19 protein-coding genes, 1 other RNA gene and 1 riboswitch are annotated in these 26,657 nt (G+C 68.0%); of the genes, 11 read left to right on the plus strand and 9 right to left on the minus strand.

Translation table 11 applies throughout. The features are described from left to right. Nucleotides 1–228 precede the first annotated feature (228 nt). From F9K07_RS17715 to F9K07_RS17730, 4 genes are read right to left on the minus strand one after another with little or no spacing between them, the layout of a single operon-like run. Nucleotides 229–801: a bifunctional adenosylcobinamide kinase/adenosylcobinamide-phosphate guanylyltransferase gene (locus tag F9K07_RS17715; RefSeq protein ID WP_159594679.1), complete on the minus strand. Its 573-nt coding sequence runs from the start codon at nucleotides 799–801 to the stop codon at nucleotides 229–231. Continuing rightward, nucleotides 794–1,612: a cobalamin-binding protein gene (locus F9K07_RS17720; protein ID WP_159594680.1), complete on the minus strand. Its 819-nt coding sequence runs from the start codon at nucleotides 1,610–1,612 to the stop codon at nucleotides 794–796. The genes F9K07_RS17715 and F9K07_RS17720 overlap by 8 nt, the downstream gene beginning before the upstream one ends. Continuing rightward, nucleotides 1,609–2,940, minus strand: coding sequence for a cobyrinate a,c-diamide synthase (locus F9K07_RS17725; protein WP_236581318.1), 1,332 nt, complete (start codon nucleotides 2,938–2,940; stop codon nucleotides 1,609–1,611). Before F9K07_RS17725 ends, F9K07_RS17720 begins: the two co-directional genes overlap by 4 nt. Further along, nucleotides 2,937–4,781, minus strand: coding sequence for a TonB-dependent receptor domain-containing protein (locus tag F9K07_RS17730; protein WP_159594681.1), 1,845 nt, complete (start codon nucleotides 4,779–4,781; stop codon nucleotides 2,937–2,939). The genes F9K07_RS17725 and F9K07_RS17730 overlap by 4 nt, the downstream gene beginning before the upstream one ends. Nucleotides 4,782–4,863: 82 nt before the next feature. Beyond that, nucleotides 4,864–5,109: riboswitch (cobalamin riboswitch) on the minus strand. Between the two features lie 48 nt (nucleotides 5,110–5,157). Here F9K07_RS17730 and F9K07_RS17735 point away from each other — a divergent pair. From F9K07_RS17735 to F9K07_RS17775, 9 genes are all read left to right on the plus strand, one after another. Continuing rightward, nucleotides 5,158–5,397 carry a DUF904 domain-containing protein gene (locus tag F9K07_RS17735; RefSeq protein WP_159594682.1) on the plus strand — a complete coding sequence of 80 codons (240 nt, stop codon included), beginning with the start codon at nucleotides 5,158–5,160 and terminating at the stop codon, nucleotides 5,395–5,397. A 91-nt stretch (nucleotides 5,398–5,488) separates the two neighbouring features. Then, nucleotides 5,489–5,866 (plus strand): cell division protein ZapA, encoded by a 378-nt coding sequence (locus tag F9K07_RS17740; protein WP_159594683.1) that lies wholly within the window; start codon nucleotides 5,489–5,491, stop codon nucleotides 5,864–5,866. 82 nt (nucleotides 5,867–5,948) lie between these two features. Then, nucleotides 5,949–6,128: non-coding RNA, 6S RNA (gene ssrS / locus F9K07_RS17745), on the plus strand. Nucleotides 6,129–6,135: 7 nt separating this feature from the next. Then, nucleotides 6,136–6,951: a sulfite exporter TauE/SafE family protein gene (locus F9K07_RS17750; RefSeq protein WP_159594684.1), complete on the plus strand. Its 816-nt coding sequence runs from the start codon at nucleotides 6,136–6,138 to the stop codon at nucleotides 6,949–6,951. A 204-nt stretch (nucleotides 6,952–7,155) separates the two neighbouring features. Next, on the plus strand, nucleotides 7,156–7,611 hold the full coding sequence (locus tag F9K07_RS17755) for an SWIB/MDM2 domain-containing protein (protein WP_137918965.1): 456 nt from the start codon (nucleotides 7,156–7,158) through the stop codon (nucleotides 7,609–7,611). A 124-nt stretch (nucleotides 7,612–7,735) separates the two neighbouring features. Beyond that, nucleotides 7,736–9,589, plus strand: a complete 1,854-nt coding sequence (locus F9K07_RS17760) for an adenylate/guanylate cyclase domain-containing protein (protein WP_159594685.1) — start codon at nucleotides 7,736–7,738, stop codon at nucleotides 9,587–9,589. A gap of 18 nt (nucleotides 9,590–9,607) precedes the next feature. Continuing rightward, nucleotides 9,608–10,693 carry a phosphatase PAP2 family protein gene (locus tag F9K07_RS17765; protein ID WP_159594686.1) on the plus strand — a complete coding sequence of 362 codons (1,086 nt, stop codon included), beginning with the start codon at nucleotides 9,608–9,610 and terminating at the stop codon, nucleotides 10,691–10,693. Then, the gene (locus tag F9K07_RS17770; RefSeq protein WP_159594687.1) at nucleotides 10,693–12,624 is read left to right on the plus strand and encodes a hypothetical protein; all 1,932 of its coding nucleotides are present in this window, start codon (nucleotides 10,693–10,695) and stop codon (nucleotides 12,622–12,624) included. Before F9K07_RS17765 ends, F9K07_RS17770 begins: the two co-directional genes overlap by 1 nt. Nucleotides 12,625–12,652: 28 nt before the next feature. Then, nucleotides 12,653–12,964 (plus strand): hypothetical protein, encoded by a 312-nt coding sequence (locus tag F9K07_RS17775; RefSeq protein WP_159594688.1) that lies wholly within the window; start codon nucleotides 12,653–12,655, stop codon nucleotides 12,962–12,964. Between the two features lie 18 nt (nucleotides 12,965–12,982). Here the strand turns inward: F9K07_RS17775 and F9K07_RS17780 are convergent, their stop codons facing one another. The 3 genes from F9K07_RS17780 to F9K07_RS17790 all read right to left on the minus strand — a co-directional run bounded on the left by F9K07_RS17780 (nucleotide 12,983) and on the right by F9K07_RS17790 (nucleotide 16,136). Next, entirely contained in the window at nucleotides 12,983–13,633 is a 651-nt protein-coding gene (locus tag F9K07_RS17780) for a Crp/Fnr family transcriptional regulator (RefSeq protein WP_159594689.1), read from the minus strand. A gap of 6 nt (nucleotides 13,634–13,639) precedes the next feature. Next, nucleotides 13,640–14,338: a helix-turn-helix transcriptional regulator gene (locus F9K07_RS17785; RefSeq protein ID WP_159594690.1), complete on the minus strand. Its 699-nt coding sequence runs from the start codon at nucleotides 14,336–14,338 to the stop codon at nucleotides 13,640–13,642. Between the two features lie 142 nt (nucleotides 14,339–14,480). Continuing rightward, nucleotides 14,481–16,136, minus strand: coding sequence for a hypothetical protein (locus F9K07_RS17790; protein WP_159594691.1), 1,656 nt, complete (start codon nucleotides 16,134–16,136; stop codon nucleotides 14,481–14,483). A gap of 149 nt (nucleotides 16,137–16,285) precedes the next feature. Here F9K07_RS17790 and F9K07_RS17795 point away from each other — a divergent pair, with 149 nt between their 5' ends. Beyond that, nucleotides 16,286–18,061, plus strand: coding sequence for an ATP-binding response regulator (locus tag F9K07_RS17795; protein WP_159594692.1), 1,776 nt, complete (start codon nucleotides 16,286–16,288; stop codon nucleotides 18,059–18,061). Then, on the plus strand, nucleotides 18,033–24,245 hold the full coding sequence (locus tag F9K07_RS17800) for a GMC oxidoreductase (RefSeq protein ID WP_159594693.1): 6,213 nt from the start codon (nucleotides 18,033–18,035) through the stop codon (nucleotides 24,243–24,245). The genes F9K07_RS17795 and F9K07_RS17800 overlap by 29 nt, the downstream gene beginning before the upstream one ends. A gap of 1 nt (nucleotide 24,246) precedes the next feature. Here F9K07_RS17800 and F9K07_RS17805 read toward each other — a convergent pair whose 3' ends face one another. Next, on the minus strand, nucleotides 24,247–24,918 hold the full coding sequence (locus F9K07_RS17805; protein ID WP_159594694.1) for a response regulator: 672 nt from the start codon (nucleotides 24,916–24,918) through the stop codon (nucleotides 24,247–24,249). A 23-nt stretch (nucleotides 24,919–24,941) separates the two neighbouring features. Continuing rightward, the gene (locus F9K07_RS17810; protein WP_159594695.1) at nucleotides 24,942–26,648 is read right to left on the minus strand and encodes a thiamine pyrophosphate-binding protein; all 1,707 of its coding nucleotides are present in this window, start codon (nucleotides 26,646–26,648) and stop codon (nucleotides 24,942–24,944) included. Nucleotides 26,649–26,657 lie beyond the last annotated feature (9 nt).

Consider the following 26,657-nt stretch of genomic DNA (forward strand, 5'->3'; position numbering starts at 1 on the left):
GGTGAGGGGCACGCGAGAAGTGCTGCGGCTTCTTGCCAACAACCCTCACCCCCACCCTCTCCCGCCAGCGGGAGAGGGAGCCATGCACGCACGCCGGCAAGGCCACCAAACACCCCCGCCAGAGAGGAAGCCCGCTCCCTCTCCCGCTTTGCGGGAGAGGGTTGGGGTGAGGGTGCCCCCGTTCCCGCATGCAGGATAAGGAGAAGGCGCAGCCGGCGAGCGAAGGCGTTACGCATGCGCATCTTTCAACGTCAAAGCCAAACCCGCGGCCATCAAGGTCACACGTTCGCACGCGGCCGCCACGGCCTGGTTCAGACCGCCGAGCGCATCGACGAAGGCACGCGTCTCGCGCCCCAGGGGGATCACGCCCAGGCCGATCTCGTTGCCCACCAGCACCACCGGCCCTGGCGCGGCGGCGATCGCCTCGCACAAGGCGCGCGTCGGCCCGGCCGCATCGAGCGTGGCCACGCCCTCGGCGGGCATGGTCAGGTTGGTCAGCCACAGCGTGAGGCAGTCCACCACCACCAGCGTGCCGGGCGCGCTGTGCGCGCGCAGGGCCTCGGGCAGGGCCAAGGGTTCTTCCACCGTGGCCACGCCCGGCACGCGCTCGGCGCGGTCGCGCTGGTGGCGCGCGATGCGCTCGCGCATTTCCTCGTCCCAGGCCTGGCCGGTGGCGACCATCACGGCGCGGTGGTGGGGTGCGGCGTCCAGCCATTGCCGCGCCAGCAGCTCCGCGCGGCGCGACTTGCCGCTGCGCTGGCCGCCGAGAATGAATTCGCTGCGCGCGATCGTGTCAACCATGCGCGTTCATCCAGCTTGTGACGATGCGGTGCATCTGGCCCACACCATCGGTGAGCGACGCCGGCCCGGGCTGCAGGATGTCGGCCGACTTGATCTCGAACAACTGGCCGGTCTTCACCGCATTCACGGCTTGCCAGCCTTCGCGCGCCGCCACCTTCTCGGCACGGAAATGCTTGCCGCACCAGGAGCCGATGACGATGTCGGGATTGCGCCGCACGATCTCGGCGCCGTCGGCGATGATGCGGTCCTTGCCCATGGGCATGGCCGCGAGTTCGGGAAACACGTCGTCGCCCCCGGCGATGCCCAGCAGTTCGGACACCCAGCGGATGCCCGAGATGTGCGGCTCGTCCCATTCTTCGAAGAACACGCGCGGGCGGCGCCGGCCAGCGGCCTGCAACGCGGCCACGGAGGCACGGATGCCGTCGAGCCGCTCGCGCGTGGTGTCGATCCAGGCCTGCCCTTCTTGCGCGCAGCCCACAATGGCCGCGACCTGGAACAGCATGGAAAAAATCTCGTCCACGCTGCGCTGGTTGAACACCGTCACCTGCACGCCGGCACGGATGAGCGAGGCCGCAATGTCGGCCTGCAGATCGGAGAAGCCGAACACACAGTCGGGCTTCAAGGCCAGGATCTTGTCGATCTTGGCGCTGAGGAACGCGCTGACCTTGGGCTTCTCCTCGCGCGCCCGGCGCGGGCGCACGGTGTAGCCCGAGATGCCGACGATGCGGTGCTCCTGCCCGAGCAGGTAGAGCCATTCGGTGGTCTCCTCGGTGAGGCAGACGATGCGTTGTGGACCCAGAGGCTTATTCACACGGAATCTCCTGGCAGAAACAGCGATGCGGCAGCGGTGGGGCTGGACGCAAACCAGGCATGGAAGTAGCTGGCTTGCACCGAACCCACGCGGTACACGGCCTCGCCCAGGCCGCGCACGCCACCACGCAGGGCCTGGGTGTGCATCGCCGGGGTCAAGGCGGTCTCGCAGCGCGAATAGTGAAAGGTGTGGCCGCGCAAGCTGCCTTGGGCCAGGTCCAGTTGCTGCGGGCCGAGCGCGGCAAGGCGCTTGTGCATGCGCACCTCGCCGGGCAGCAGGCCCCAAGTGGCGTGTGCCGCACCCTCGCCATCCACGATGCGGTCGAACAAGGGCATCATGCCGCCGCACTCGGCCCACACCGGCCGGCCGGCCCCGGCGTGCGCGCGCAGGCTCTCTTGCGTGCGGCGAGCGCCGGACAAGGCGGCCAGGTGCAGTTCGGGATAACCACCGGGCAACCAGGCCGCATCGCAAGCGGGCAGCGGCTCGTTGGCCAACGGCGAGAAGAAGACCAGCTCGGCACCGAGCGCGCACAGCGCATCGAGGTTGGCCGGGTAGATGAAACAGAAGGCCGCATCGCGCGCGATGGCGATGGTCCGGCCCTGCAGCAGCGGCGCGACGGCCTGCGCCTGGCGAGGCGCTTCGAAGCCCACGGACCAGCGGGCCAGCGCCGCGCCGTCCATCTGACCCAGCGCCGTGGCGGCCAGCGCGTCGGCGGCCGCGTCGAGCCGGGCCAGGGCATCGGGCAACTCGGCGGCCACGGTCAGCCCCAGATGGCGTTCGGGCAGCGCGAAGGCCGCATCGCGCGGCACGGCGCCCAGCCACGCCGACGGATCCTGGGCCAGCGCGTCCTGCAGCATCTGCGCATGGCGCTCGCCGGCCACGCGGTTGGCCAGCACACCGGCCCAGCGCAGTCCGGTGCGGTAATGCTGCAAGCCGAAGGCCAACGCGCCGAAGGTGCCGGCCATGGCCGAGGCGTCGATCACCGCGAGCACCGGCAAACCGAAGCGCTGCGCCAGGTCGGCCGCGCTGGGTTCGCCGTCGAACAGGCCCATCACGCCTTCGACCACGATCAGATCGGACTGGGCGGCGGCGGCATGCAGGCGCGCGCGGGCATCGTCCTCGCCCGTCATCCAGAGATCGAGGTTGTGCACCGGCTGGCCGGTGGCCAGCGCGAGCCAGTGCGGGTCGAGAAAGTCCGGCCCGCACTTGAAGGCCCGCACCCGCCGGCCGGCGCGCGCGTGCAGGCGTGTCAGTGCCGCGGCCACGGTGGTCTTGCCCTGGCCCGAGGCCGGGGCTGCCACCAGAATGGCCGGGCAAGCCTGCGTCACTTCTGCGGCGCCCAGTTCAGCGTGAGGAAGGCCGCGCGGCCCGGCTGGTTGTAGCCGTACGCGGTCTCGTAGAACTTGTCGCCCGCGTTGTTCAGGCGCAGCGCCAGCGACCAGTCCTTGTTCAGCGCATAACGCGCGTGCAGGTCCACCGTGCCGAAGCCCGGCAGGCGCCGCGCGTTGGCGGCATCGTCGAAGCGCTCGGCCACGAGCTGCACGGAAGCGCCCCAGGTCCAGGCGCCGAGCTTGTGGTCCAGGCTGGCGGACAGCACCTCGTCGGCACGGCGCTGCAGCTTGCGGTTGTTCTGCAGGTTGCGCGCGTCCAGCAGCTCCAGGTTGGTGGTCCAGCTCCACGCGCCAGCCGAGCCGGTGTAGGTGAGCGACCAACCTTCGATGCGCACACGCGGCACGTTGGCCACCGCCGGCTGCAGGGTGATGAAGCCGCGCACCCGGTTGTCAAAACGCGTGAGCTTGACCTCGTGCGCGCCCTGCGTGTAGGTCAGGCCCGCTTCCCGGTTCTTGCCGCGCTCGGGTTGCGTACTCGGGTTGCCGTTGAAGAATGGGGACACGTAGTACAGCGTGTTGAACGACGGCGCCTTGAACGAGGTGCCGTAGGCGATGTGCGGCCGCCAGTTCGGATTGAGCTGGTACCCATAGCTGGCGAAGCCGGTGGTGGCGCCGCCGAACTGCGAGTTCTCGTCGCGCCGCAGGTTGGCCTGCCAGAGGTGCTTGCCGGCCTGGCCGGTGAGGCCGACGAAGGCCGCATCGGTCGTGCGCGCGTTCACCGAATAGGCCTGCGTGCCCGACACCGATTCCTTGATCGACTCCGCCCCCACGAGCAGATTGCCGATGGCGGTGTTCCAGTCGTGCTGCAGCGTGATCTGCGTCTGGGTGGTGTTGAACACCGAGGGCACGACCGAGTTCTCGAAGCTGTCGGACTTGTCGTCGCTGCGCGAGATGCGCAACTGGGTGCGCGAGTCGGCCGACCATTGCCGGGTCAGGCCCCAGCCGGCCACGCGGGTCACCGCCTCCGAGCGCACGTCGAAGGTGCCCGGCCCCTGGTCGAACTGGCTGGTGGCGTTGGCTTGGGTGAAGTTGAGATCGGTGGTCCAGCCCGGCGCGAGCTTCCAGCGCAAGGAGGCGGAGAGGCTGTCCTGGTCGAAGCCGTCCTTGTCGGGGTTGTGGTTGCCGAAGGCCACGTTCGGGTTGGTCGACGAAAAGCCGTCTTCGCGCAGCGAGCCGACGCTCAGGTTGTAGGTGAGGCTGTCGTTGCCGCCGCTGAAACCGGCGGTGACTTCGTGGTGCCCGAAGCTGCCCACCGTCACGCTGGCTTGCGGGTGGAAACCTTTGGCGCCGCGCTTGGTGAAGACCTGCACCACACCACCCACCGCGTCACTGCCGTACAGCGCCGATGCCGGTCCCTTGAGCACCTCGATGCGGTCGATCGCGCTCAGCGGGATGTTGTCCCAGCTGGCCGAGCCGGCGGTGCTGGAGCCGACACGCACGCCGTCCACCAGCAACAGCACGTGGCGGGTTTCGGTGCCCCGCACGAACAGGCCCGACTGCTTGCCGCGCCCGCCGTTGGCCGACATCTGCAGGCCGGCGCGGCGCGACAGCACCTCGGACAGCGAGCGCGCCGTGGACTGCGCGATGACCTCGGCGTCGATCAGGACGACGTCGCTGAGCACCTCGTCGGTGCGGGTTTCGACCCGTGTGGCCGTGACCACGGTCTCGGCCAGGGAAGCTTCAGGGACAGATTGGGCGTGAACGGTGGACGTGCACAGGCACGCCAGCGTGGCCAGCGAAATGGCGGCCAGTGGGGCGCGCGGTTTGCGGTTTTTCATGATGAGAGAACAAGCGACACAGCCCTCACCGTCTTCCCCGACGGTGCCTGGGCGTCACGGTGGTGCGGCTGTCATGGACAGACGCACCACCACCTTGTTGGCCGGTATCCGGGCTGGCAGAACGACCTCCATCGCCTTCCCGGTCGACGCCTTCGCGTCATCCAGTGGCTGCGGGATGAAAGTTGAAGATGCCATGGGCACCTTCGTCTGCTTACCGTTGCGGGGGCAGCGCAGGTTAGGCGGTTCCAGCGATGGTCGCGCCCTCCTGCTTCCCGTTGAACTGCGGCATGTGAACCACACCGCGAGCACCAACAGCGCGCATTCTAAGCCGGCGCTGCGGGGCAACCCTACAATGCCCCAACAGCAAGTCCCGACCATGGCCGATCCCAAGCACTTAGACCAGATCACCGAACGCGTGGAGCGGCTGTTGCTGCGCCACGAGGAACTGCAACGCACCAACAGCCTGCTGGTCGATCAGGTGCAGGCCCTGCAGGCCGAACGCGATGCGCTCAAATCCCGGTTGATGGCCGCGCGCGCGCGCATTGATGCGCTGCTCGAACGCCTGCCACCCGACGTGGTGCAGGCCATCCACGAAACCCGCAAGGAGCGGTCATGAGCGCTGCGCCGGGCCGCCCCAAGCAAGCCCGCACCGCAGGCGGAGCCGAAGGTTCACTTATGAGCGCAGTGCGCAGCACGGAGGTATTCCCATGAGCAAGCCCGGCAGCAAACAGATCGAAGTGCAGATCATGGGCCAGAGCTACCTGCTCTCGTGCCCACCCGGTGGCGAAGCCTCGCTGCTCGACGCGGTGGAACGCGTGGACACCGCCATGTGCCGCATCCGCGACGCGGGCAAGGTCAAGGCGCGCGACCGCATCGCGGTGCTGGCCTCGCTCAACCTCGCGTTCGAGCTCTCGCAAAAAGAGGCCGAGAGTTTTCAGGCATCGTCTTTTGCGCAGGCCGAGAACAGCGCCTTCGCCGAAGCCAGCTTCGATGCCGAGCCCCTGGACCCGCAGACCCAGGCCCGCGTGGAAGACTTGATGCGCCGCCTCGATCAGACGCTGGACAAAGACGGTCGCCTGCTCTGAGGCAGGTGAGCGCGCCGCCCGTCATCGCGCGAACTTTATCGACCGATGGTGCGCCCGCACCATGAGCAGCGCCTACAATCCAAACCGTCTGCAGTGCGCGCCGGGCTTTATATTTCCTTGAACCAATGCTCATTGAGCCCGGGCTTGGTACATTGCGTGGCTGGTGCGAGCGTCTCGCGTCAGATGAACCCGAAGCCACGCTGCCCTTGCCCACCTGAACCCCGGTTCAGGATGCCGGTCCGGCGGCACTTGCAGACACCTTTTCTCCCATGCCCCTTGATCCCCTGTTGATCGCAGAGTTGGCCGCGCTCGGCCTTGGCACCGGTTTTCTCGCAGGCTTGCTGGGCGTCGGTGGAGGCATGTTGATGGTGCCCTTCATCACCTTCATCCTCGCGCAACAAGGCGTCGAGGCGGACCTCGCGGTCAAGATGGCCATCGCCACGTCCATGGCCACCATCATCTTCACGTCCATCTCCAGCGTTCGCGCGCACCACAAACGCGGTGCCGTGCGCTGGGACATCGTCAAGGGCCTGGCACCGGGCATCGTGCTGGGCTCGGCCATCACCAGCCTGGGCATCTTCGCCCTGCTCAAAGGCTCCTGGCTGGCTTTTGTCTTCGCGGGCTTCGTCGGTTTCTCGGCCACGCAGATGCTGATCGACCGCAAACCCAAGCCGTCTCGCACGCTGCCCCGCACAACGGGACTCGTGGGCGCCGGCGGCGTCATCGGCATGCTCTCGGGCTTGGTCGGCGCGGGCGGCGGCTTCGTCAGCGTGCCCTTCATGACCTGGTGCAACGTGACCATTCACAACGCAGTGGCCACGAGCGCCGCGCTGGGTTTTCCGATCGCGCTGGCCAATGCCATCGGCTACGTCATATCGGGCCGCAACCTGCAGAACCTGCCGACAGGGTCGTTCGGCTACCTCTATCTGCCCGCGCTGGTGGTCATCGCGAGCATGAGCGTGCTGATGGCGCCGCTGGGCGTGAAGGCCGCGCACGCACTGCCCGTGCGAGCGCTCAAGCGGGTGTTCGCCTGCCTGCTCTACTCGCTCGCGGCGTACATGCTCTACAAGGGGCTGACCGCCTGAGAGGCTGAGAAGGCCCCTCTGAAGCGCCTGCGTGAGGGGAAGTGTTGTTTTCCTCTACAAAAACCGGTGTTCCTCTTGCGCAAAGCTTGAAAAAACCGGGCCCCCCTCCTTGGATTGCGCATGCAACTCCATTAGCATGCGAGACACCAGTGAGAGAGCGCGTTCTCCGCTGGCGATTCGTCAACTTCTAGAAGGAAAATCATCATGGCAACTGCGAAAAAAGCGCCCGCTAAAAAAGCGGCACCGGCCAAGAAGGCCGCAGCTCCTGCAAAGAAGGCCGCACCGGCCAAGAAGGCAGCAGCTCCTGCGAAGAAGGCTGCACCGGCCAAGAAGGCTGCAGCACCCGCGAAGAAGGCCGCTCCGGCCAAGAAGGCAGCAGCTCCTGCGAAGAAGGCTGCTCCCGCCAAGAAGCGCACCCCCAACGCTGCGTTCATGAAGGCCCTGACCCCCAGCGCCGCTCTGGCCGCCATCGTGGGCGCCGCTCCGCTGCCACGCACCGAAGTCACCAAGAAGATCTGGGACTACATCAAGAAGAACAAGCTGCAGGACTCGGTCAACCGCCGCATGATCAACGCCGACGCCAAGCTGAAGGAAATCTTCAAGAAGGCCCAGGCGTCCATGTTCGAGATGACCAAGCTGGTCAATGCGCACCTGAAGTGATCTGCTTGCCCACGCTGCAACGGCGTGGCGACGATCCTCGAGCAAAGCCGACGCGAGTCGGCTTTGCCGTTTGTGCGCCCACCGCGCTCCAGGCGCTGCGGGACATGTGAGAAACTGCAACACCATGTTCGATACCCCCTCTGGCATGACCGACGCACCGCCACCGAACGCACGCACCGCGCCGGCCGAGCAAGGGGCCTCGCCGCCCGAACTCTCACTGCCCCAGCAGCGGCACAAGGTGGTGCTGGTGATGGATCTGGTCGAGTCGGTTCGGCTGATGGCGGCCAACGAAGCAGCGATCGTGAGCCACTGGCGGGGGTTCATGCACCATGCCACTTCGCAGGTCCTGCCGGCCAACCAGGGCCGCCTGGTCAAGAGCCTGGGCGACGGCCTGCTGGTCGAATTCGATCAACCCGTGCATGCGGTGCGGGCCGCGCTGGCGCTGCACCGGTACTTCGCACCGCTGAACGAGAACTTGCCCGCGGCGCAGCGCTTGCATCTGCGCGCCGGCCTCAACGCCACCCAGCTGTACGTGGACGAAAACGACGTGTACGGCCAAGGCGTGAACCTGGCCGCGCGCGTGGCCGACCTCGCCGCGCCGGGCGAAACCATCGTGACGGCCAGCATATTCGACGGCATCGTGATCGGCATCGATGCCGAGGTGGAAGACCGGGGCGAGAACTACCTCAAGCACTGGCCCGAGCCGGTGCGCACCTGGTTGGTGTACCCGGTCTCCAAAGACTCTCAGGCCGTGCGCCCGCGCGTGCCCGAGGGCATCCCCACCGACTTCCGGCCGGCGATTGCGGTCGTGCCCTTCGAAACCCGCAGCCACGCGGCCGAGCAGTTCGTCATTGGCGAACTCATCGCCGATGGTGTGATCGCCCAGCTCTCGCGCAGCCAGCACCTGCGCGTGATCTCGCGCCTGTCCACCACCGCCTTTCGCGGCCGCCAGAGCAGCACCCAGGAAATCGGCCAGCACCTCGAGGCCAACTTCGTGCTGGGCGGCAGCTACGTCACCTACGGCGAGAAGGTCGTCATCATGGCCGAGCTGTCCGACCGCAAGCGCGGCGAGGTGGTCTGGGCCGAGCGCATCACCGGCGACATCCGCGACCTGCTCGAAACGCAGAGTTCCCTGCTGGACCAGCTCAGCAGCGCCTGCGCGCATGCCCTGCTGCACGACGTGGTGCAGCGCACCCTGGTCGCGCCTGTGCCGCAACTGGACAGCAATGCGCTGATGCTGGGCGGCATCACGCTCATGCACCGCTCCACGCCGCGCGACCTGCAGCGCAGCCAGCAGTTGCTCGAAGCCGTCGTGCAGCGGCACAAACGCGTGGCCACCCCGTGGGCCTGGATGGCCAAGTGGCACATCATGCAGGTGGTGCAAGGCCTCTCCGATGAACCCGCGCGCGACTTCCAGCGCGCCATCGATACCGCCGACCGCGCCCTCGACCTCGAGCCCACCAGCTCGCTGGCCATGGCCATCAAGGGCCATGCGCTGTGCCATCTCGGGGCAGACGTCGAAGCCTCCCGCCGCTTGCTGCGAGAGGCCACGCAAAGCAATCCGAACGACCCCATGGCCTGGCTGTACAACAGCGTGTGGTCGCAGATGTGGGGCAAGGACGAAGACGCGATCCGCGAGGCCGAGCAAGCCTTGCATCTTTCGCCGCTGGACCCGCAGAAATACTATTTCGAGATGATGCTGGCGGCGAGCTATGCCGCCACCTGCCAGTGGCAGGAGGCGGTTCGCTACAGCCACGCCTCGTTGCAGAAGAACCGTTACCACCTGCCCACCATCCGGTGCCTGCTGGTAGCGCAGTACGAGTTGGGCGCGACGGAAGAAGCCCGGGAAGCCTTCCAGCTTCTGCTGAGCCTGCAACCCAACCTGACCCTGAGCCACTACCTGTCCGCAGGCGGCCAAAGCCCGTTGCGCCAGCGTGTCGCGAATGCCTTGTCCAACCTGGGCTTGCCCAGCAACTGATTTTTTTCTGGAGGTCTCATGAGCGGTGGAACGAGTGGCGGAACCAGTGGTGGCACAAGTGGTGGCACAAGTGGCGGAACCAGTGGCGGCACGGGTATCGCGAACGCGACCCTTGCGTCCGATGCCCTGATCCTGAGCCGAGCGGCCATCGTCGGCCCGTACATCGGCCCGGTGCTGCACGCCCACGAGCCGGGCTTCGACAAGCCCGCCAACCTCGCGCTGTGGAGCGATGGGCCACGCGTGGAGGCGTGTTTCACCGAACTGGTGGAAGGCCTGCTGTTCAAGACCCACAACGGCAGCAAGCAGGCGATGCTGGAATTCGCCAACCTGCAGGCCAACAACATCCAGCGCAAGACCCTCGTGCGCATGCGGGCGCCCACCAAGGCACAGTTCAAGAAACAGCTCGACCTGGTGGCCGCCTACGCCGACCTGCGGGCCGACCGCTCGATGGAGATCAGCGCGCAGATGGCGCCGCCGGTGGCGTTCTGGTCGTCGGTGGTCGGCTTGCTGCCGCACCGGCACAAGAAGACCTTGCAGCTCCTGGACCTGGCGTTCCTGCTGTGCGTGCATGTGGAAATGCGCTTCAAGCAGATCTTCGCCAGCGTCCGCCCGATGGTGTTCTCGCCCCAGATCCAGCCCATGATCGAGACGCCCGGCCATGGCAGTTGGCCCAGCGGCCACGCCACCGAAGCGTTCGCCGTCGCGGCCCTTCTGGAGGCCTTGCTCAACGCGGCCTCGCCCACGGGCACCACGCCCAACGGCACCGAGAGCCGCGAACAACTGCAGCGCCTGGCCGCGCGCATCGCCACCAACCGCGTGGTGGCCGGCGTGCACTATCCGGTCGACAGCGCCGCCGGGCGCCTGCTGGGCACCGCCCTGGCCGAGTTCCTGGTGGCCCGCGCCACCGGTACCCGCGTGCACGAGCGCGGTTTCGATGGCCGCCTGTTCGAAGGCCCGCAGGGCGAGCCGCTGGACTTCAGCCTGAACCAGCCGATGGACCAGACCAGCGGCAGCGCCTACACGCGCGCGGCCGCCAGCACCGCGGTGGGCCACGCGCCCTTGCTGAATTGGCTGTGGGACGAAGCGCTCAAGGAATGGGCGTGATGGCTTGGCAGCCGCTGCCCACGGGCGCGTTCACCGGCATTCACTGGCAGACACCGGGCGCCATCGACGGTGAAGACCCCTACCTGATCTGGGCCGAGGCCAACCGCTTCGCCGGCTACCACTGCCACCACGGCAAGCCCTTGCCGAAGTGGCTACCGATCGTGATCGAGCTGAGCGCGCAGGCGGACGTGCCCGCGCTGGTGGCGGCCTCCTCCACCCGTTGGCTGCAGATTCCGCGTGTGTACCTGGACGTGCCCGGCCTGCGCTTTTGCAGTGCGCGCGTGAAGCGCCGCTTCTTCGAGCAGTTGCGCCACGACGCGCACCTGCGCGGCCTCATTCAGCGCTTCGAGCTGGGCTTGCCCGTGGGCCACCACACGCACGCCCTGGTCAATCCCTGCACGCCCCACAGCCCGCCCACGCCCCCGCACAAGCTGCTCACCGGCAAGGTGCTGGGCCTGATCGATGGCGGCCTGGCCTTTGCCAACGAGCAATTTCTCAACCGGCACGGCCAGGCGCGCGTGAAGCACTTCTGGCGGCAGGACGGCACCCTCCATGGCCAATGGCCTGGCAACCAGCCGCAGCACTGCGTGCCGCTGGACCCGGCCCGCGCCGGCCCCACGCCGCCGGACATGGGCTACGGCCACGAACTCTCGGCGTCGCGCATCGATGCAGCTATGGCGGCGTTCTCGCGCCATGGCCTGGTCGACGAAGACGCGCTGTACGAACACTTCCAACTCTGGGACCTCACACGCCCGGTCAACCACGGCACACACGTGATGGCCCAGGCCTGCGGCAAGGGCAGCCTGCTGCGACCGATGAACGACGACGCCAGCCGCTGCGATCTGGTGGCGGTGCAACTCGACTGGTCGAACGTGCTCGACACCTCGGGCGGCGCGATGAACGTGAGCGTGCTCGACGGCCTCATGTACATCCTCGCGCGCTGCGCGCCCAGCGCCCAGGTGGTGGTGAACATCAGTTGGGGCACGCTGGCCGGCCCGCACGACGGCACCTCGGTGCTCGAAGCGGCGATGGACCAGCTGGTCGCGCTGTACGGCGGCCGGCTGCAGATCGCCGTGCCGGCGGGCAACGCCTACCAGAGCCGCACCCACGCCAACGGCACGCTGGCGCCCGGCGCCTCCGAAACCCTGCATTGGCGTGTGCAACCTGATGACCGCACCGAGAGCTACCTGGAGATCTGGTTGCCCGATGGCGCGCAAGACCTGCAGATCGAAGTGACGCCACCGGGCCACGCACAGCCGCTGCCGGCCATGCCGATGGGACGCGGTGGCCTGTGGAACAACGCCCATGGCGCGCCCCTGTGCGGCCTGATCTACCCGAGCTCGACCGCCCTGGGACACCACGGCACCTGCGCCCTGCTCGCGATCGCCCCCACCTTCAGCCGCGACCCTTCGGTGGCCACCACCCTGCCCGGCTCCTGGAGCGTCACGCTGAAAAACACCGGGACCACCGCCACCCTGTTCGACGCCTACATCGAACGCGACGACGTGGCCATTGGCCAGAACACGGGCGCGAAGCAGTCGTACCTGGAAGACCGGCGCTACGACACGAGCGGCAACCTCGGCGCCTTCGTGGACCATGCCGGCAACACCACGCCGATCCGGCGCAGCGGCACCTTCAACAGCCTGTCCACCGGTCAGCGCACGGTGAGCGTGGGCGGTGTGCGCGAGCACGCCTCATCCAGCGGCCACTTCGCGCTTTACTCGCCGCGCAAACCCGATCCCGATGCCGGCCGCGCGCAGCGCCCTGGCGTGCGCAAGGTCCCGCAGACGCTGCAGGCCTGCGACGACAACCCGGCCCTGCCGGGCAGGCTGGGCACGGGCAGCCTCAGCGGCAGCGCGGTGCGCATGGCGGGCACCAGCATCGCCGCGCCGCTGCAGGCGCGCCACATGCTCAATGGGCCTGGAGCGTGAGGTCCATGGCCTGCGATACAGTCGCAGCATGAATGGGCTCTACTCTCTGATCCGCCGCTCCCCCAAAGCCACCCTGGTGCTCGGCAAGACCTTGTTGCTGGCCGGCGCGATCCTGATCGTCGGCGCGGTGTTCGCGCGGGCCGACCTGATGAACCTCAATGCCGAGCGTGCCCAGGCCCAGCTCCCCGCGCTGAAGTTCCTGGCCGAGGCCTATCCGCAGTACCCGACCTGGCTGGTCCCCGAAACCGCCCTCGGCTTCACCATCTCGGGCGTTCTGGTGGTCGCCGGCATGCTGCTGGTCCACTTCGCCGAAAAAGCGCGCTCGCTGAGCGGGCGCTGAACAGGCCCTGCCCGCGCCTCACCACCGCGCGGGCAATGCCCGGCGCAGCACGATCCAGCGCTCGCGCACTTCGATGTAGTCGCCACGCTCCAGGTCCTTGAGCAGGCGGCTGACCATTTCGCGCGAACACGCCAGGTGCTGCGCGATCTGCTGGTGCGTCACGCGCTCCTTCAGGGTCCGTTCGCCCGCGGCATTCGGCGCGCGGGCCATGCCGTTGAGCAGGTGCACGAGGCGGCCATAGACGTCGATCAGGGCCACGCTGCGCGCGCTCTCGGTCGCCAGGCGCGCGCGGCGGATCAAACGGGCCATGAGCTCCAGCGCGAATTCCGGGTGTTCGGCGATGTAAGCCAGCAAGGTGGCACGTGTCACCACGGAACAGGTGGCGTTTTCCGTCGCTTCCACGTGGGCCGAACGGGGGCCGCCATCGAGCGCCATTTCGCCCACGTACTCCAGCGGACCGTACAGGCCCAGGGTCAATTCGCGCCCCTCGTTGTCGGAGACGAAGGCGCGCAGCCGCCCCTGCATCACGATGTAGAGCGTGTCGCCGCTGTCGCCGGCCTGGATCAGCAGCGCCCCGCGCCGGTACCGGCGCTGCATCCCGAGGGCGGCGAGGGCTTCGATGTGGTGGGTCTTGGGAGGATCAGCGAGAGAGGCGACGGCGGCAGGCATCCATGCTCACGGGTGGGAAAACTCCGTGGCATTGTGCGACATGGGCGTGACCACGCGCAAGGCGGGCACCACCGGCGGCAGGCTGTTGACCCGGTGCAGCAGGCTGCGGATGCTGGGCGCACCGGTTTTTTCGCGCAGGGTTTTGATCTGGCTGCGCACGGTGGACTCGGCCACGCGGTGCAGCGCCGCAATCTCGGGAATCTGCAGCCCTCGGCACAGGGCGACCAGCACCGCCTCCTCGCCGCGGCTCAGGTTGAGCGAGCGCGCGAACAGGCGCACCGACAGGTTGTCGGAACTGTTCTGGCGCGACATCAGCACCAGCACCGACGGTGCATCGGCTTCCAGCGGATGGCTCAGCGGCGTGAAGGCCAGCGAGAGCTCCCGGCCGTCGGCGCTCATCATCACCAGCTTGCGCTGCCCGCGAAACGAGGTTTCGATGGCCTCCTGGATCTGGGCGGTGAACTCGGCTTTGCTCCCGAGCAGGCAATTGCCGCGCGAATGCACAATGCGGCCGTTGGCCAGTTCGTGGCGCGCCAGGTGGTTGGCGTGCAGGATGGCGCCCCGCGCGTCGATGATGACCATGCCGTAGTCGATCTCGTCGAACACCCGCATCAGGTGTTGGCGCCCGATGCCAGGGCGCACGCCACCGTCGCTCAGGGGCGCCGGACCTTCGCCGCTCCAAGCCGATTCTGTCGTGTGCAACATGCGCTTCCCCAGTCCTCTTGATGGATGAGGCAGTCTAGGGGGCACTGCGGCGCAGGACGTGTGCGGCAATGCCCTCGGTTTTGTGATCCATTCACACAAACCCATGCCCCGGGCGCGTGCCACGCGAGCCCGGGGCATGCGGTCACAGCCCGAGCTGCGCCTTCATCGCAGCCCAGGCCGTGCCATTGAGGCGCCTGGCTTCGGAGTGCGCGACGTCGATGTGCGGCTTGGCCTGGCGCACGGCGTATACCCAGTCACCCGCGCCCACCACGCTGTTGGACTGGGTCGACGCCTTGACCTCGGCATGCAGGCGCACATGGTCCATCACGGTGGGCGTGAAACCGCTGTAGCGCAGGACGCGGGCGCCGTTCACGGTTTCGATGGCGTAGGTGCCGGTGTTGGTGGGGGCGCAGTTGGAGCGGATGGTCTGCGTCGCGTCCAGGTCGCATTCGAAGTACTGCACCTCACCCGGCGTGGAGGTGAAACCCACGCGCAGGTTCTTGAGGTTGCCGGTTCCCAGCCCCAGGTTCAAACCACCAGTGGTCGCCGTGACCGCGCTGCTGGGATACGCCGCGATCAAGTCCTCCAGCGTCGTCGCCACGCCTTGTGCAATGGCATCGCCGCTGATGCTGTTGATGAAAATCGGTTGGGTCAGGCTGACGTTGGCGCGCAGGCGGACACTGGAGCCGGGGGGGAAGGTGGCCGCGCCCAGGGCCGCCAGCAGGTTGTCGGCTGCCATGCCGTTGTTGATGATGTTGCTGGCCGCGTCCGCGCGCAGCTCGTTCACCACATCCACCATCGGCCGCCCGCTGATGTCCACGGAGGGCGCCGCGAAGCCGAAGGTGTCGATGGCCAGACACGGCTTGCTCCAGCTGGGCGTGCCCTGCGAGAACGGGAAGTCCACCGAGGTATCGCAGCGGGTCCAGCCATTGGGGTTCAGGTAGGCCGCGTTGTAGAGCGCCGCGTCGGAGGTGGCCACGCCTGCGGTAAGGCCGCCGCGCACATCGGTGAGGCTGAAGCGCGCGGCACCGGCGGGCTTGGCGGGTAGTGCGAGGCTGCGGTGGTAGACGTTGGCGGCGTCGGTGTAGCGCAGGGTCAGCAGGTCCGAGGCCACGGCCGTCTGCGCGCGCGTCTGTTCGTCGACAAACAAGTCCATGCCCTCGCTCAGCGCGGCACCCGTGATGAAAGCCTTCATGCGCGCCGTATTGCGGACGTTCTGGAAGTCGTAGGCTGGGTCGTCGAGGTAGTTGTCGATCTTGCCCTCGGGAATGACGAGCATCTGCGACACGTTGCGCCGCGCATCTGCGGTGGATTGGCCCGCCGCCCTGGCGGTCTCGACCAGTGTGGTCAAGGGGTTGATCTGCGCGCCATCGGCCACGGCCGCGCGCATGACGAAGGCCTGGTCGAACACCTCACCCGGTGCGCTGGTGTCGCGCGCCGTGGTGGGCACCTGGGCCAGCAGGGTGCCGGCGTTCACCGCGGCGGTGGTGTGCTGCGTGATGTCGTAAGTCACCACGTAGCGGCCATCCGCGCCGGTGGGTGCGGCCGTGGGTTCGGCCGCATCGCACGCCAGGTTCGCATCGAGGTCGACGCAGACGGTCGCGCCGGTGATGGCGGCATTGATCACGACCTGCCCCTGCAGGCGCACTTCGTTGGGGTTGGGCGGCGGGCCAGGGTCTTGCGGGTCGGCTGAGGCGCCGCCACCCCCACCGCCGCAGGCGGCCAGGCCCAACGCGACCAGCGCGCTGCCCAGCGCCAGGGACAAGGGGGATTTGCGAATGTGGTGAACGGATGCCATGGAAAGCTCCTCGGTTGGATGGGGCCTCCAGTGTTCGAGCAGACGCTTGCCTTGCCCATCTGCCGTACGGCATAGTCAGGCCCGCGAGGACCATCCGCCATTTGGTGGATGGGCATGTGCACGGCTCAGCTCTAAGGTGTCCCACAACCATGAACCACCCTGCCTCCGCCGTGAACCCTGCCGCCTTGCCCGCGTTGCCCGAGCTCGTCCTGCAGCGCAGCGTGGAGCTGGTGATCGGTCAAAGCCGGCTGGGCTGCGTCACCGCCATCGTGGTGTCGCTGCTGCTGGGCACCGTGTTCGTGCCCGAGGTCGGCTGGCCCAGCTTTGGCCTGTGGTTCGGCGTGGTGGCCACGGGCTTCGTGACGCGGCAGGTGTGGTTCGAGCGTTTGCGCAAGACGGCGGTGGTCAGCGCGGACCAGCTCACGCGGATCACCGTGGCCTCGGCCTTCACAGGCTGGCTGGTGGTGCTCTGCATGCCCCTGTTCGCACCGCAACTCTCTCAGGACGAGGCGGCGTTCGTGTTCGCCCTGATGATTTCCTGGATCGCCGCGGCCGTGGCCGTGCTGGGCGTGCAACCGCGCGTCTATGGCGCCTACCTGTGCGTGACCTTGCCGACGGCGCTGTACCCGATGACCTCGCACGCCAGCGTGCCGCCCGTGCTCTTGCTGGCCATGGTGTTGGGGGGCTACATGATGTTTCGCCTCTCGGTCGGCATCCGCGCGCTGCTGGAAGAGGCCGTCACCACCGGACAGCGCAGCGAATGGCTGGCACAGGATCTGGAGCGCGCCATGCGCCAGCAGAAGGCCGCGTTCGTGGCGCGCTCGCGTTTCCTGGCCGCCGCCAGCCACGACCTGCGCCAGCCCGTGCACGCCCTGTCCTTGCTGGTCAACGTGCTCAAGAAGACGCGCGACGTGCAACGCCACGAGGAGGTGGTGAGCGAAATCGAGCGCACGTCGCACTCGATCCAGTCGATGTTCCGCAGCCTGCTGGAGATGGCGCAGATCGACGCGGACAGCATGCACGCGCGGGTCGAGCGGGTGGACCTGCAGCCTTTGCTGCAGTCGGTGCTGGCGGGCTACGCCGACCGCTGCCGCGAGAAAGGGTTCCATTTGCAGACCCGGGGAATCGAGGCCTGCGTGGTGCAGGCCGATGCGATGCTGCTCGAACGGGTGTTGCGCAACCTGCTGGACAACGCCGTGAAGTACACCCGACAAGGCCACGTGGCGCTCACCATGGAGACGCGAGGAGAGCGCGTGGAGATCGCGATCAGCGATACCGGCGTGGGCATGTCCGAGGAGGACCTGGACAACCTGTACCAACCCTTTCACCGTGGCCAGTCCTCGCGGGGCAGCGGTACGGACGGTCTGGGCCTGGGACTGGCGATCGCGCGCCACATGGTCGAGCTGATGGGCGCCGAACTGCACATTGCCGCCGCGCCGCACCAGGGCACAACAGCCACCGTGTCCCTGTTGACCGCATCCCTGCTCGAGCCCGGCACCCGGCCGAACGTCCCCGCGTCGCTGCTGGCCGGACTGCAGGTGCTGCTGGTGGAAGACGACGCGGCCGCCCGTCTCGCGCTGAGCCTGTGGCTGCAGGAATCGGGCGCCAACGTGCTCGCGCTGTCCAACGGCCAGGAAGCGTTGGACCAGCTGGCACGCGCAGCCAGCCATGCGCCCGACCTGCTCCTGGCGGACTACACGCTGGACCCCGGTCCCGATGGCCTCGCCGTCATAAGCGCCTGGCGCAAACAACACCCCAGCCTGCCCGCCGTGCTCGTCACTGGCGAAGACGAGGTGCCGAACCTGCCCGATGCACTGCCCGTGCTGAAGAAGCCGGTGCCTCCCCAAGCCCTCGTCTCCGCCCTTCAGTCGCTGTTGCCGCAGCGACCGCACGACCATGAGCCTGGACCTCCGCCCCACCGATGACACAGCGCCGGACCTGCAGCAGCCGCTCTCGTGCACCTGGCGCGAATGGATCGTGCGCCCGCCCCGCGAGCGGGCGGTCGATGCCATCGTCGTCGGCTCGGGGTATGGCGGCAGCGTGGCCGCACTGCGCCTGGCCGAAAAAGGCTACCGCGTGCTGCTGCTGGAGCGGGGCAGCGAATACCTGCCCGGTGACTTTCCGAACGACTTCTCGGGCGTGCCCAAGCACTTCCGGCTCAACATCCCCGGGCGCGGCGTTCCCGTGGGGCGCGCCTCGGGCCTGATCGAGGTGTCCGTGGGCCAGGGCATGGTGGCCATCACCGGCAACGGGCTGGGCGGCGGCAGCCTGATCAACGCGGGTGTGGTGGTGCGCCCCGATCCCGATGTGTTCGCACAGGAGGCCTGGCCCGGCGCGATCCGGCACCATCGCGACATCGGCCCGCGCTCGCTGCAAGAGGCCTTCGAGCTGGCCGAAAAAACACTCCAGGGCCACGTGTACCGCCCGCCGGCGGCGGACCACCTCTTGTGCAAGACGGTCGCCCTGCACCGGGTGGCCGAGCGGTTGAGCGAAGGCCATGAGCCCCTGCAGACCCAGCCCGCCAAGCTCACGATCGACCCGGACAAGTGCCGGGCTTGCGGCGACTGCGTCTCCGGCTGCAACGTGCCCGGCGCCAAGCTCACGCTGTCCACCAGCTACCTGTCCGCGGCCTTGAAGACCCAGCGCGTGCAGATCGTGACGCAGGCGCAGGTGTACCGCTTCGAACCCTGCACCGAGGGCCAACACCGCCAATGGAAGCTGACCGTGTTCGCCACCGACGCGCAGCACCAGGTGCTCACGCAGCGCGAAGCCGCTGCCGCGCTGGTCGAAGGTCCGGCGGGCGATCCCGGCCATACGCAGCGCGAGTTGCGCGCCAGCATGCTGGTGATCGCGGCGGGCACGCTCGGTTCGACGCAATTGCTGCAACGCTCCCAGGCCCTCTCGGGCGAAGCGCTGGCGTTCTCGCAGGCCCTGGGCACGCGCCTGTCGGGCAACGGGGATTCGGTCTCCATCAAGACCGCCGAAGCACAGCGCGTCAACGCGGTCGGCCATGGCGCCGATGCCGAACTGCGCGCACTCGAGCGCCGCGACCCGGCGCAACAACACAAGCTCGTCGGCCCCACCATCACCACCCACCTCGATCTGCGCGACCGCAGCAAGCCGCTGGACCAACGCATCCTGCTGCAGGACGGCGCCATTCCCGGTGCCATCGCCCGCCCCTTTGCCGAACTGCTCGCCACCGCGTACAGCGTGTCGCAACTGGGCCGCGGGTGGTTTCGCAACCCGCAGCCGCGCACCGGCCCGGCGCGCGACCCGCTGGCCGCCAGCCGCGCCATGGCCCAGCACACGCAGATTTTTCTGGCGATGGGGCACGACGGATCACCCGGGCGCATGGTGTGGTTGCCGGGCCTGGACACCAGCGCGCCGGTGTTCTCCGGCGCCGAGCACCTGCGCACCTACGTGGAGCAGCAGCGCCTGTTCGACCGCTTGCGCCCCGCCGGCACACACGTGCACTCGCCGCTGTGGCGCTGGCTACCCGAGAACATGAGCCGTTTCTTCCTGGGTGCACAACCCACGGCCACCGTCACCACCGTGCACCCCCTGGGCGGCTGCCCGATGGGCGACGATCCGCAGACCAGCGTGGTGAACCACCGGGGCCAGGTGTGGATCCACGAACCCGCGGAGCCCCGCCGGCAAGGCAAGCAACCGGCTCCACCGCTGCGGCCCAACCAACCCCAGGTGTACGACGGCCTGTACGTGCTGGACGGCTCCATCGTGCCCACCTCCCTGGGCTGCAATCCTTTGCTCACCATCACGGCGTTGGCCGAGCGGGCCATGGCCCATGTGGCGGTGCGCCAGCACCGCCCTCGCCGCACCCAGGCGGCGCACGTTTCCGCCGCACGCCCTCGCGCCCATTTCGAAACCCCGCGCTTCTGCCGCGACGTGAGCCTGGGCGAAACCCTGCGCAGCAACGGCGATGCCTTGGGCGACGGCGCCACCGCCTTGCGCGGCCCCTGGATGCGTGGCAAGGACGACGAGCGCCGGTGCCTGGTGTTCAAGGCCCGGCTCGACAGCGACCACTTTGAAAAGACCCTGATCGAACCGGACCATCGCATGGCCATCCGGCAGGCTTCGCTGTGCCTGCTGCGCATGCCCGAGCACGATGGGCTCGCCTCGCCACCGCTCCCGCCAGAGGAGCTGGTGACCTACCAGGCCACCGAAGGCCGCTTCGAATTCCTGCGCGCGAACGCGCTGAGCAGCGGCCCGTGGCTGCCCTTGCTGTGCCTGCTGCAAGGGCTCGCATTTCTCATGGCCGCACTGGCGCCCGTCTGGGCCCGAGGGCTTCTCCTGGTCTGCTGGCCCGCGCTGGTGCTGCTGGCGTGCGCCCTGCCCTATCCCCGCACCTTCTTCACCTGGTTCGCGCTGCGCGGCTGGTCGGACATTCGCTTCCATCCGTCCCCGCTCACCGGATGGAAGCGCTTCAAGTCATGGCCGGCCTACATCCTGCAATTGCTGACGCAATTGGCACACGCCAGCGAGAAGCGCCACATGCACTACCGCGTGGCTTTCAAGCGCCAAGGCCACGACCCGGGCGGGGCCGTCTTCCCCGCACATGTCATCATGACCGCCCGCAAACGCGTGACCTACCGCGCCTCCGTTGTCGAGTGGGCGCGCTGGCTGGCGCGGCATGCGTGGCGCCGCACGCGCCTGCCCGGCTCGAAAGCCGAGATTCCCCCGCTGCGCCCCGGCCTCTGGGCGCAGGTGATGGACGCGGACATCCGCGTGTGGAGAGGCACGCCACACCTGTCCCGCCCACTGGCCCACGGCCGCATGGCCATGGGCCAGGACAACCTGTTCGACCGTGCGATGGCGCAACTGGGCCAAAAGGGCGACACCACCAGCGGCCTGGTTCTGCTGGCGGGCTACCCGCTGCTGCTGGCCCGCTTCGCGATCAAGACGCGCCTGCTCGACTTCCGCCTGCCCAACTTCAGCCACCGGCCTGTGAGCGACGTCGCCGACGCCCACGACATGCGCATCCGCAACAGCGACGACGACGAGGACTTCTGCACGCCCGAACCGCACATGTTCGTGGTTCCCCGGGGCACCTCCAGCAGCGACCAGGGCACCGAGAACATGGATGGCCTGAGCCTGCGGCTGTGGCGCTACCGCAGCACGAAAGGCGACGGCGGAAAACCCCCGGTGGAGCCGGGCCTGTGGCAAGACCAGAAAGTCCGGCGCGCCCGATCGGTTCTGCTGCTGCACGCTTTCGGCCAATCGGGCCTGAGCTTCACCCACCAGGCGAGCGAATCCAAGGCCGGGAGCAACCTCGCCGAAGCGTTCCACCATGCAGGCTACGAAGTCTGGGTGCTGGACAGCCGCATGTCGACGCGCAGCGGCTACGCTGGCGACGCCAGCACGGTCGACATGCAGGCACGGCACGACGTGCCCTTGGCGGTGGACCGCATCCTCGGCATCCTGGCAGACGAGCTGGGCAGCGGACCACCCGTGCAGATTTCGGCCTTTGCCCAATGCATCGGCGCGGCCTCGCTGTGGATGGCCCTGCTCGACGGCCGCCTCTCGCACGAGCCGCCGCTCGAACGCACGGCCTGCGCCACGCCGCGCCTGTCCAAGATCGCCAGCGTGGCCTTCAGCCAGGTGCACGCGCTGACCATGGGCAAACCGGTGCCGCGCGCCAAGAGCTGGCTTCCCGGTCTTCTCCAGGCCCTGGCGCCGCGCGGCGTGATCCCGTTTGCCGTGCGAGGCGCGCAGGACAGCGTGGCGCTCAACTTCCTGGACCGTCTGCTCTCCACCCTGCCCGTGCCGGCGGCCGAGCGCGCGCACGCGAAGAACGAAGACAGCCTGGCCACCTGCAAGCGCATCCGCTTCATCGAAGCACCGCTGTTCCGGCACGAGAACCTGCACCCCTCTACCGTGGCGCAGATGAACCGCCTGTTCGGCGAAGCCAACATCCGCCTGTTCGCGCAGGCGCGCCGTTTTCTGGAGCGCGGCCGCCTGGTCGACGAAGACGGCGTGAACCGCTACGTGACCGACGACAACATCCGCGCCCACCTCACCATGCCGGTGCAGCTGCTGCACGGAGAGAAAAACGAGCTGTTCGATCTGCGCAGTGCGATCGATACCGACGAACTGCTCACCCGGCTGGACTGCAAGAAGTTCGAACACATCCCGCGCCCGCTGCGCGTCCCGGGCTACGGGCACCTCGACGTGCTGTTCGGCATCGACGCGGGCAAAAAGGTGTTCAAGCCCTTGCTGGAGTTCTTCGACCAGGCGCAGACCTACACCGCCGCGCCCGGCGAGGCTGCGCGAGACGGTCTGCTGCTGCGCGCGCCACTGGTCGGCCCCTGGCTGGGCAAGCTCGAAGAACGCGACGGCCAACGCCTGGCGCGCGTGGTGTTCCTGGTGGACGATCTGCACGGCGGCAGCCGGGACCGCGATGGCATCACCCGCGTCGTCGTGCGGCAAAGGCAGGCCGACGGGCGCTACCGGCAACTGCCCGAGGTCGCGCATGGGTTCTTCGAAGTGGACGCCTACGACCCAGCTGCGGCGGATGACCGTCCCGACGGTGTGCCCCTGCAACGCGCCTACCGCACGGCGTGGATCGACGTTCCGCTCACGGACGACGCCCGGTCCTTCCAGGTCTTCACGGCACACCCTGTGCACCGCAGCAGCTCGCAGCAACAAGAGACGCCATGGGCGCAACTCGACATCACGCGGGTCCCGGCCTTCGTGCCGCCCCGGTTGTCGATACCGCCGCTCGACCTGGGCGAGCGGTACCGATCCTGGACGCCGTGCACCCGGTTCCTGCCCGAGCGGGTCCTGTCCGAGCGGGTCCTGTCCGTCGGCGTGGACGATGAGACCATCGACCTTGAGCTCACCAAGAACCAGAACGATTTCGCGGCCTACGAGCTGACTTGGCGCACCGACGGCATGCCGATCGAATCGGCCATGCAGCAGCGTTGCCATGTCGAGCTGCCCGAATCGAGCCTGAACGCGCTGCGGCGCGACGCCACGGCGGTGCAGTTCGTGGCCGCCTCCTGCCGCCATCCCGGGCTCGACGTGGACGCCACGCGCACCGACCGCGTGCTCGCGCCCTACGAGGCGCCCACGGACGCGGCCTTTGCGCTGCTGGTCGGCGACCAGATCTATGCCGACGCCACCGCCGGTCTGGTGGACCCGCTCAGCCCCGCCGAACGTTACCTGGAGCGCTACGAACTGGCCTTCGGCCCCAGGGGCATGGGCCACTTCCTGTCCCACACACCCACCTACATGGTCCCGGACGACCATGAGTGGACCGATGCGCAACCCAATGGCAGCCCGCTGCTCAAATGGTCGTGGTCCGACCGCGCAAAGGACAAGCCCTATCGCGCACAGGAGAAGGCCATCTACCGCTGGGCCGGCAACGCCTTGACCGCTTTCCAGCGTTCGCTCTCCTGGCCGCTGGACTACCTGTGGCAGGAGGACCCGCGCGATCGGCCTGGCGTCACCGAACACCGGCACGGCTGCGTGAACCTCGTGCTGATCGACAGCCGCTCCTGGCGCAACCGTCAGGTCGAAGGCAGCGCCGCCGCGCGTGTGATGGACGCCATCGCTTTTCAATCCCTGCTGGACAGCCTCTACCAATCCCGAAACAGCGGCCTGCTGCAGGTGATCGTCACCGGCTCGGTGGTCATTCCCGGGCTGTACCCCAACGCGGACCCCGCCAACCCCGGCGTGAGCGACACCTGGCAGTACGCGCCCGAACAACGGCTGCGGCTGCTCGATGCCTTGGTGAAGCACCACCCGCGCCGCTTCCTGCTGATCTCGGGGGACTACCACGTGAGCGGCGCGCTCTCCCTGCAACTCAACGGCAGGACCGTGGGCGCGGCCATTGTGGCACCGCCGATCTACGCGCCATTGCCGTACGCCAACGCCGCCCCTGAACATGTGTTCACGCGGGAGTCGCTGGCACTGCCGAGCGGCCTGTTGACGCAGCAGGTCTGCGAAGGCGGCCAGGTTCGGCGAGGCAACGGCGTGGCGCACATCGGCGTGGAGCGCCTGGGCGAGGACTACAGGATCGTCTGCAAGCGCAAACTCACCGTGCTGGAGGTGGGACGTGACACAGAGTCGGATTGCGAGATCGCTCTCTGACTCAAGCGCCGGGGTCTACCAGGTCCTGGATGCGGATGCCCAGGCGCGCGAGGCGGATCACGACCTTCGAGCGCGAGTCGACCTCCAGCACCTCGAAAATGTGGTCCACATGGGTCTTGACCGTGCCATCGGAAATGCCGAGCTCGCGCGCAATCACTTTGTTGGACTTGCCCTGCACCAGGCCGCGCAGCACCTCGGCCTGCCGCGGCGTGATGTGCAGCCCAGCTTGCGACCACACGCTCGGCGGCCGACCCGAAGGCCCCTTGCCCAACACGCTCACGGCGCTGGCGGGCAGCCAGGCGTTGCCCGTCACCATGCAATCGATGGCCTGGGCGACCTGCGCCGCATCGGCCGACTTCGGGATGAAACAGAAAGCGCCTTTTTCCACGCATTCGCCGACCTCGTCTGAAGACAGCTCCTGGCCCGAGACCACCGCGCAAGGAATCTCGGGACACAGGCCGCGAAAGTAGGCCAGCGCTTCGAGCCCCTTGAACCCGGGCATGCCCAGGTCCAGCACGATCACGTCAAAAGGCAAGGTGGATTCCTGCAGCAGCTTGCGCGCCTGCGCAGGTCCCTCGCATTCCAGCGTCACTGCGCCGGGCCGCAACAGCTTCACCTGCATGGCCAGCCCCGCGCGGAACATGGTGTGATCGTCGACCAGAAGAATGCGCATGGAAACCTCCGGACTTCGGCGCTTCAGCCTGGCGGACGCGCCAGGGCACTTTCACGGATCTGCATCAAGGTGCCGCGCGTGGTGATCACTTCCACATCGAGCGGTACCTCGATCAGGCTGCCGGTGGGCGCGGCCAGCGCGCGCAGCAACGCGGCCTCGAATTCTTCGGTGCGCGTGACGCGTTCGGCCGCATACCCATAGGCGCGGGCCAGCGCGCAGAAGTCGGGGTTGGACAGGCCCGAGCCGCTCACATGCGCCGGGAACTCGCGCTCCTGGTGCATGCGGATGGTGCCGAAGCTGCCGTTGTTGAGCAGCAGCACGATGCTTTTGGCGCCGTGCTGCACCGCCGTGGCCAGTTCCTGCCCGTTCATGAGGAAATCGCCATCGCCCGCGATGGTGAACACCGTACGCCCGGTGAGAATGGCCGCGCCGATGCCCGCCGGCACGCCGTAGCCCATGGCGCCGTTGGTGGGCGCGAGCTGCGTCTTGTGCCCCTTGGCCAGCCCGGGGTAACGGTAGAACCGGTGCAGCCAGCTCGCGAAGTTGCCCGCGCCATTGGTGAGCACGGCGTCTGCGGGCAAGTGCTTTTGCAGCGTGTGGATGAGCGCGGGCATGTCGATGGAGCCAGGCAGCACGGTGCCACCGTTGGCCACGTCGATGTTGGCTTCGTAATCGGTGTGGCAACCCTGCGCCCATTCGCGCCAAGGCACTTCGGTGGGCGCGGCCAACACCTCCAGGCTGCGCGCGGCCGCGTTCATGGTCGCGTTGATCGCCAGCGTGGCCTGGTACACCCGGCCCAGCTCTTCCGCGCTGCCGTGGATGTGCACCAGCTTCTGCGCCGGCACCGGCGCTTCGATCAAGGTGTAGCCACTGGTCGTGGACTCGCCCAGCCGCGCACCGATGGCGATGAGCAGGTCGCTCTCGCGCACGCGCCGCGCCAGCGCGGGGTTGATGCCCAGGCCCACGTCGCCCGCATACAGCGGATGGTGGTTGTCGAAGCAGTCCTGGAACCGGAACGCATTGGCCACCGGCAGTTGCCAGTTCTCCGCAAAGCGCTGCAGCGCGGCGGCGGACTGCGGCGTCCAGCCGCCGCCGCCCGCAATGACCAAAGGCCGCTCGCTGGCCAACAGCAGCGCACGCAATTCGCGCAGCGCGCCAGGGTCGCTCCAGGCCTGCACCGGCTCCACGCGTGCCAGCGGCTCGGCCTGCACCACCTGGGTGAGCATGTCCTCCGGCAGCACCAGCACCACCGGCCCGGGCCGCCCGTTCATGGCGGTGGCGAAGGCGCGCGCCACGTACTCGGGAATGCGGCGCGCGTCGTCGATGCGCTCCACGCGCTTGGCCATGCCCTTGGTGGAGGGGCCGAAAAACACGGCATAGTCCACCTCCTGGAACGCCTCGCGGTCGCGCGCGTCGCTGGCGACGTCGCCCACGAAGAGCACCATGGGCGTCGAATCCTGAAAGGCCGTGTGCAGGCCGATGGAGGCATTGGTCGCGCCCGGCCCGCGTGTCACGAAACACACCCCGGGACGCCCGGTAAGCTTGCCCTGGGCCTCGGCCATGAAGGCTGCGCCACCTTCCTGGCGGTTGGTGACGAAGCGGATGCGATCGGCATGCGCGTGAAAACCATCGAGGACCGCGAGATAACTTTCGCCAGGAACGCCAAAAGCGTGTGTCACCCCTTGGGCGATCAGGCATTGCACGAGCAGGTGACCGGCGATCTGAGGCATGCGTTTGAC

The sequence above is a fragment of the Hydrogenophaga sp. BPS33 genome (genome assembly GCF_009859475.1).
In the GTDB taxonomy this organism is placed as follows: Bacteria; Pseudomonadota; Gammaproteobacteria; order Burkholderiales; family Burkholderiaceae_C; genus Hydrogenophaga.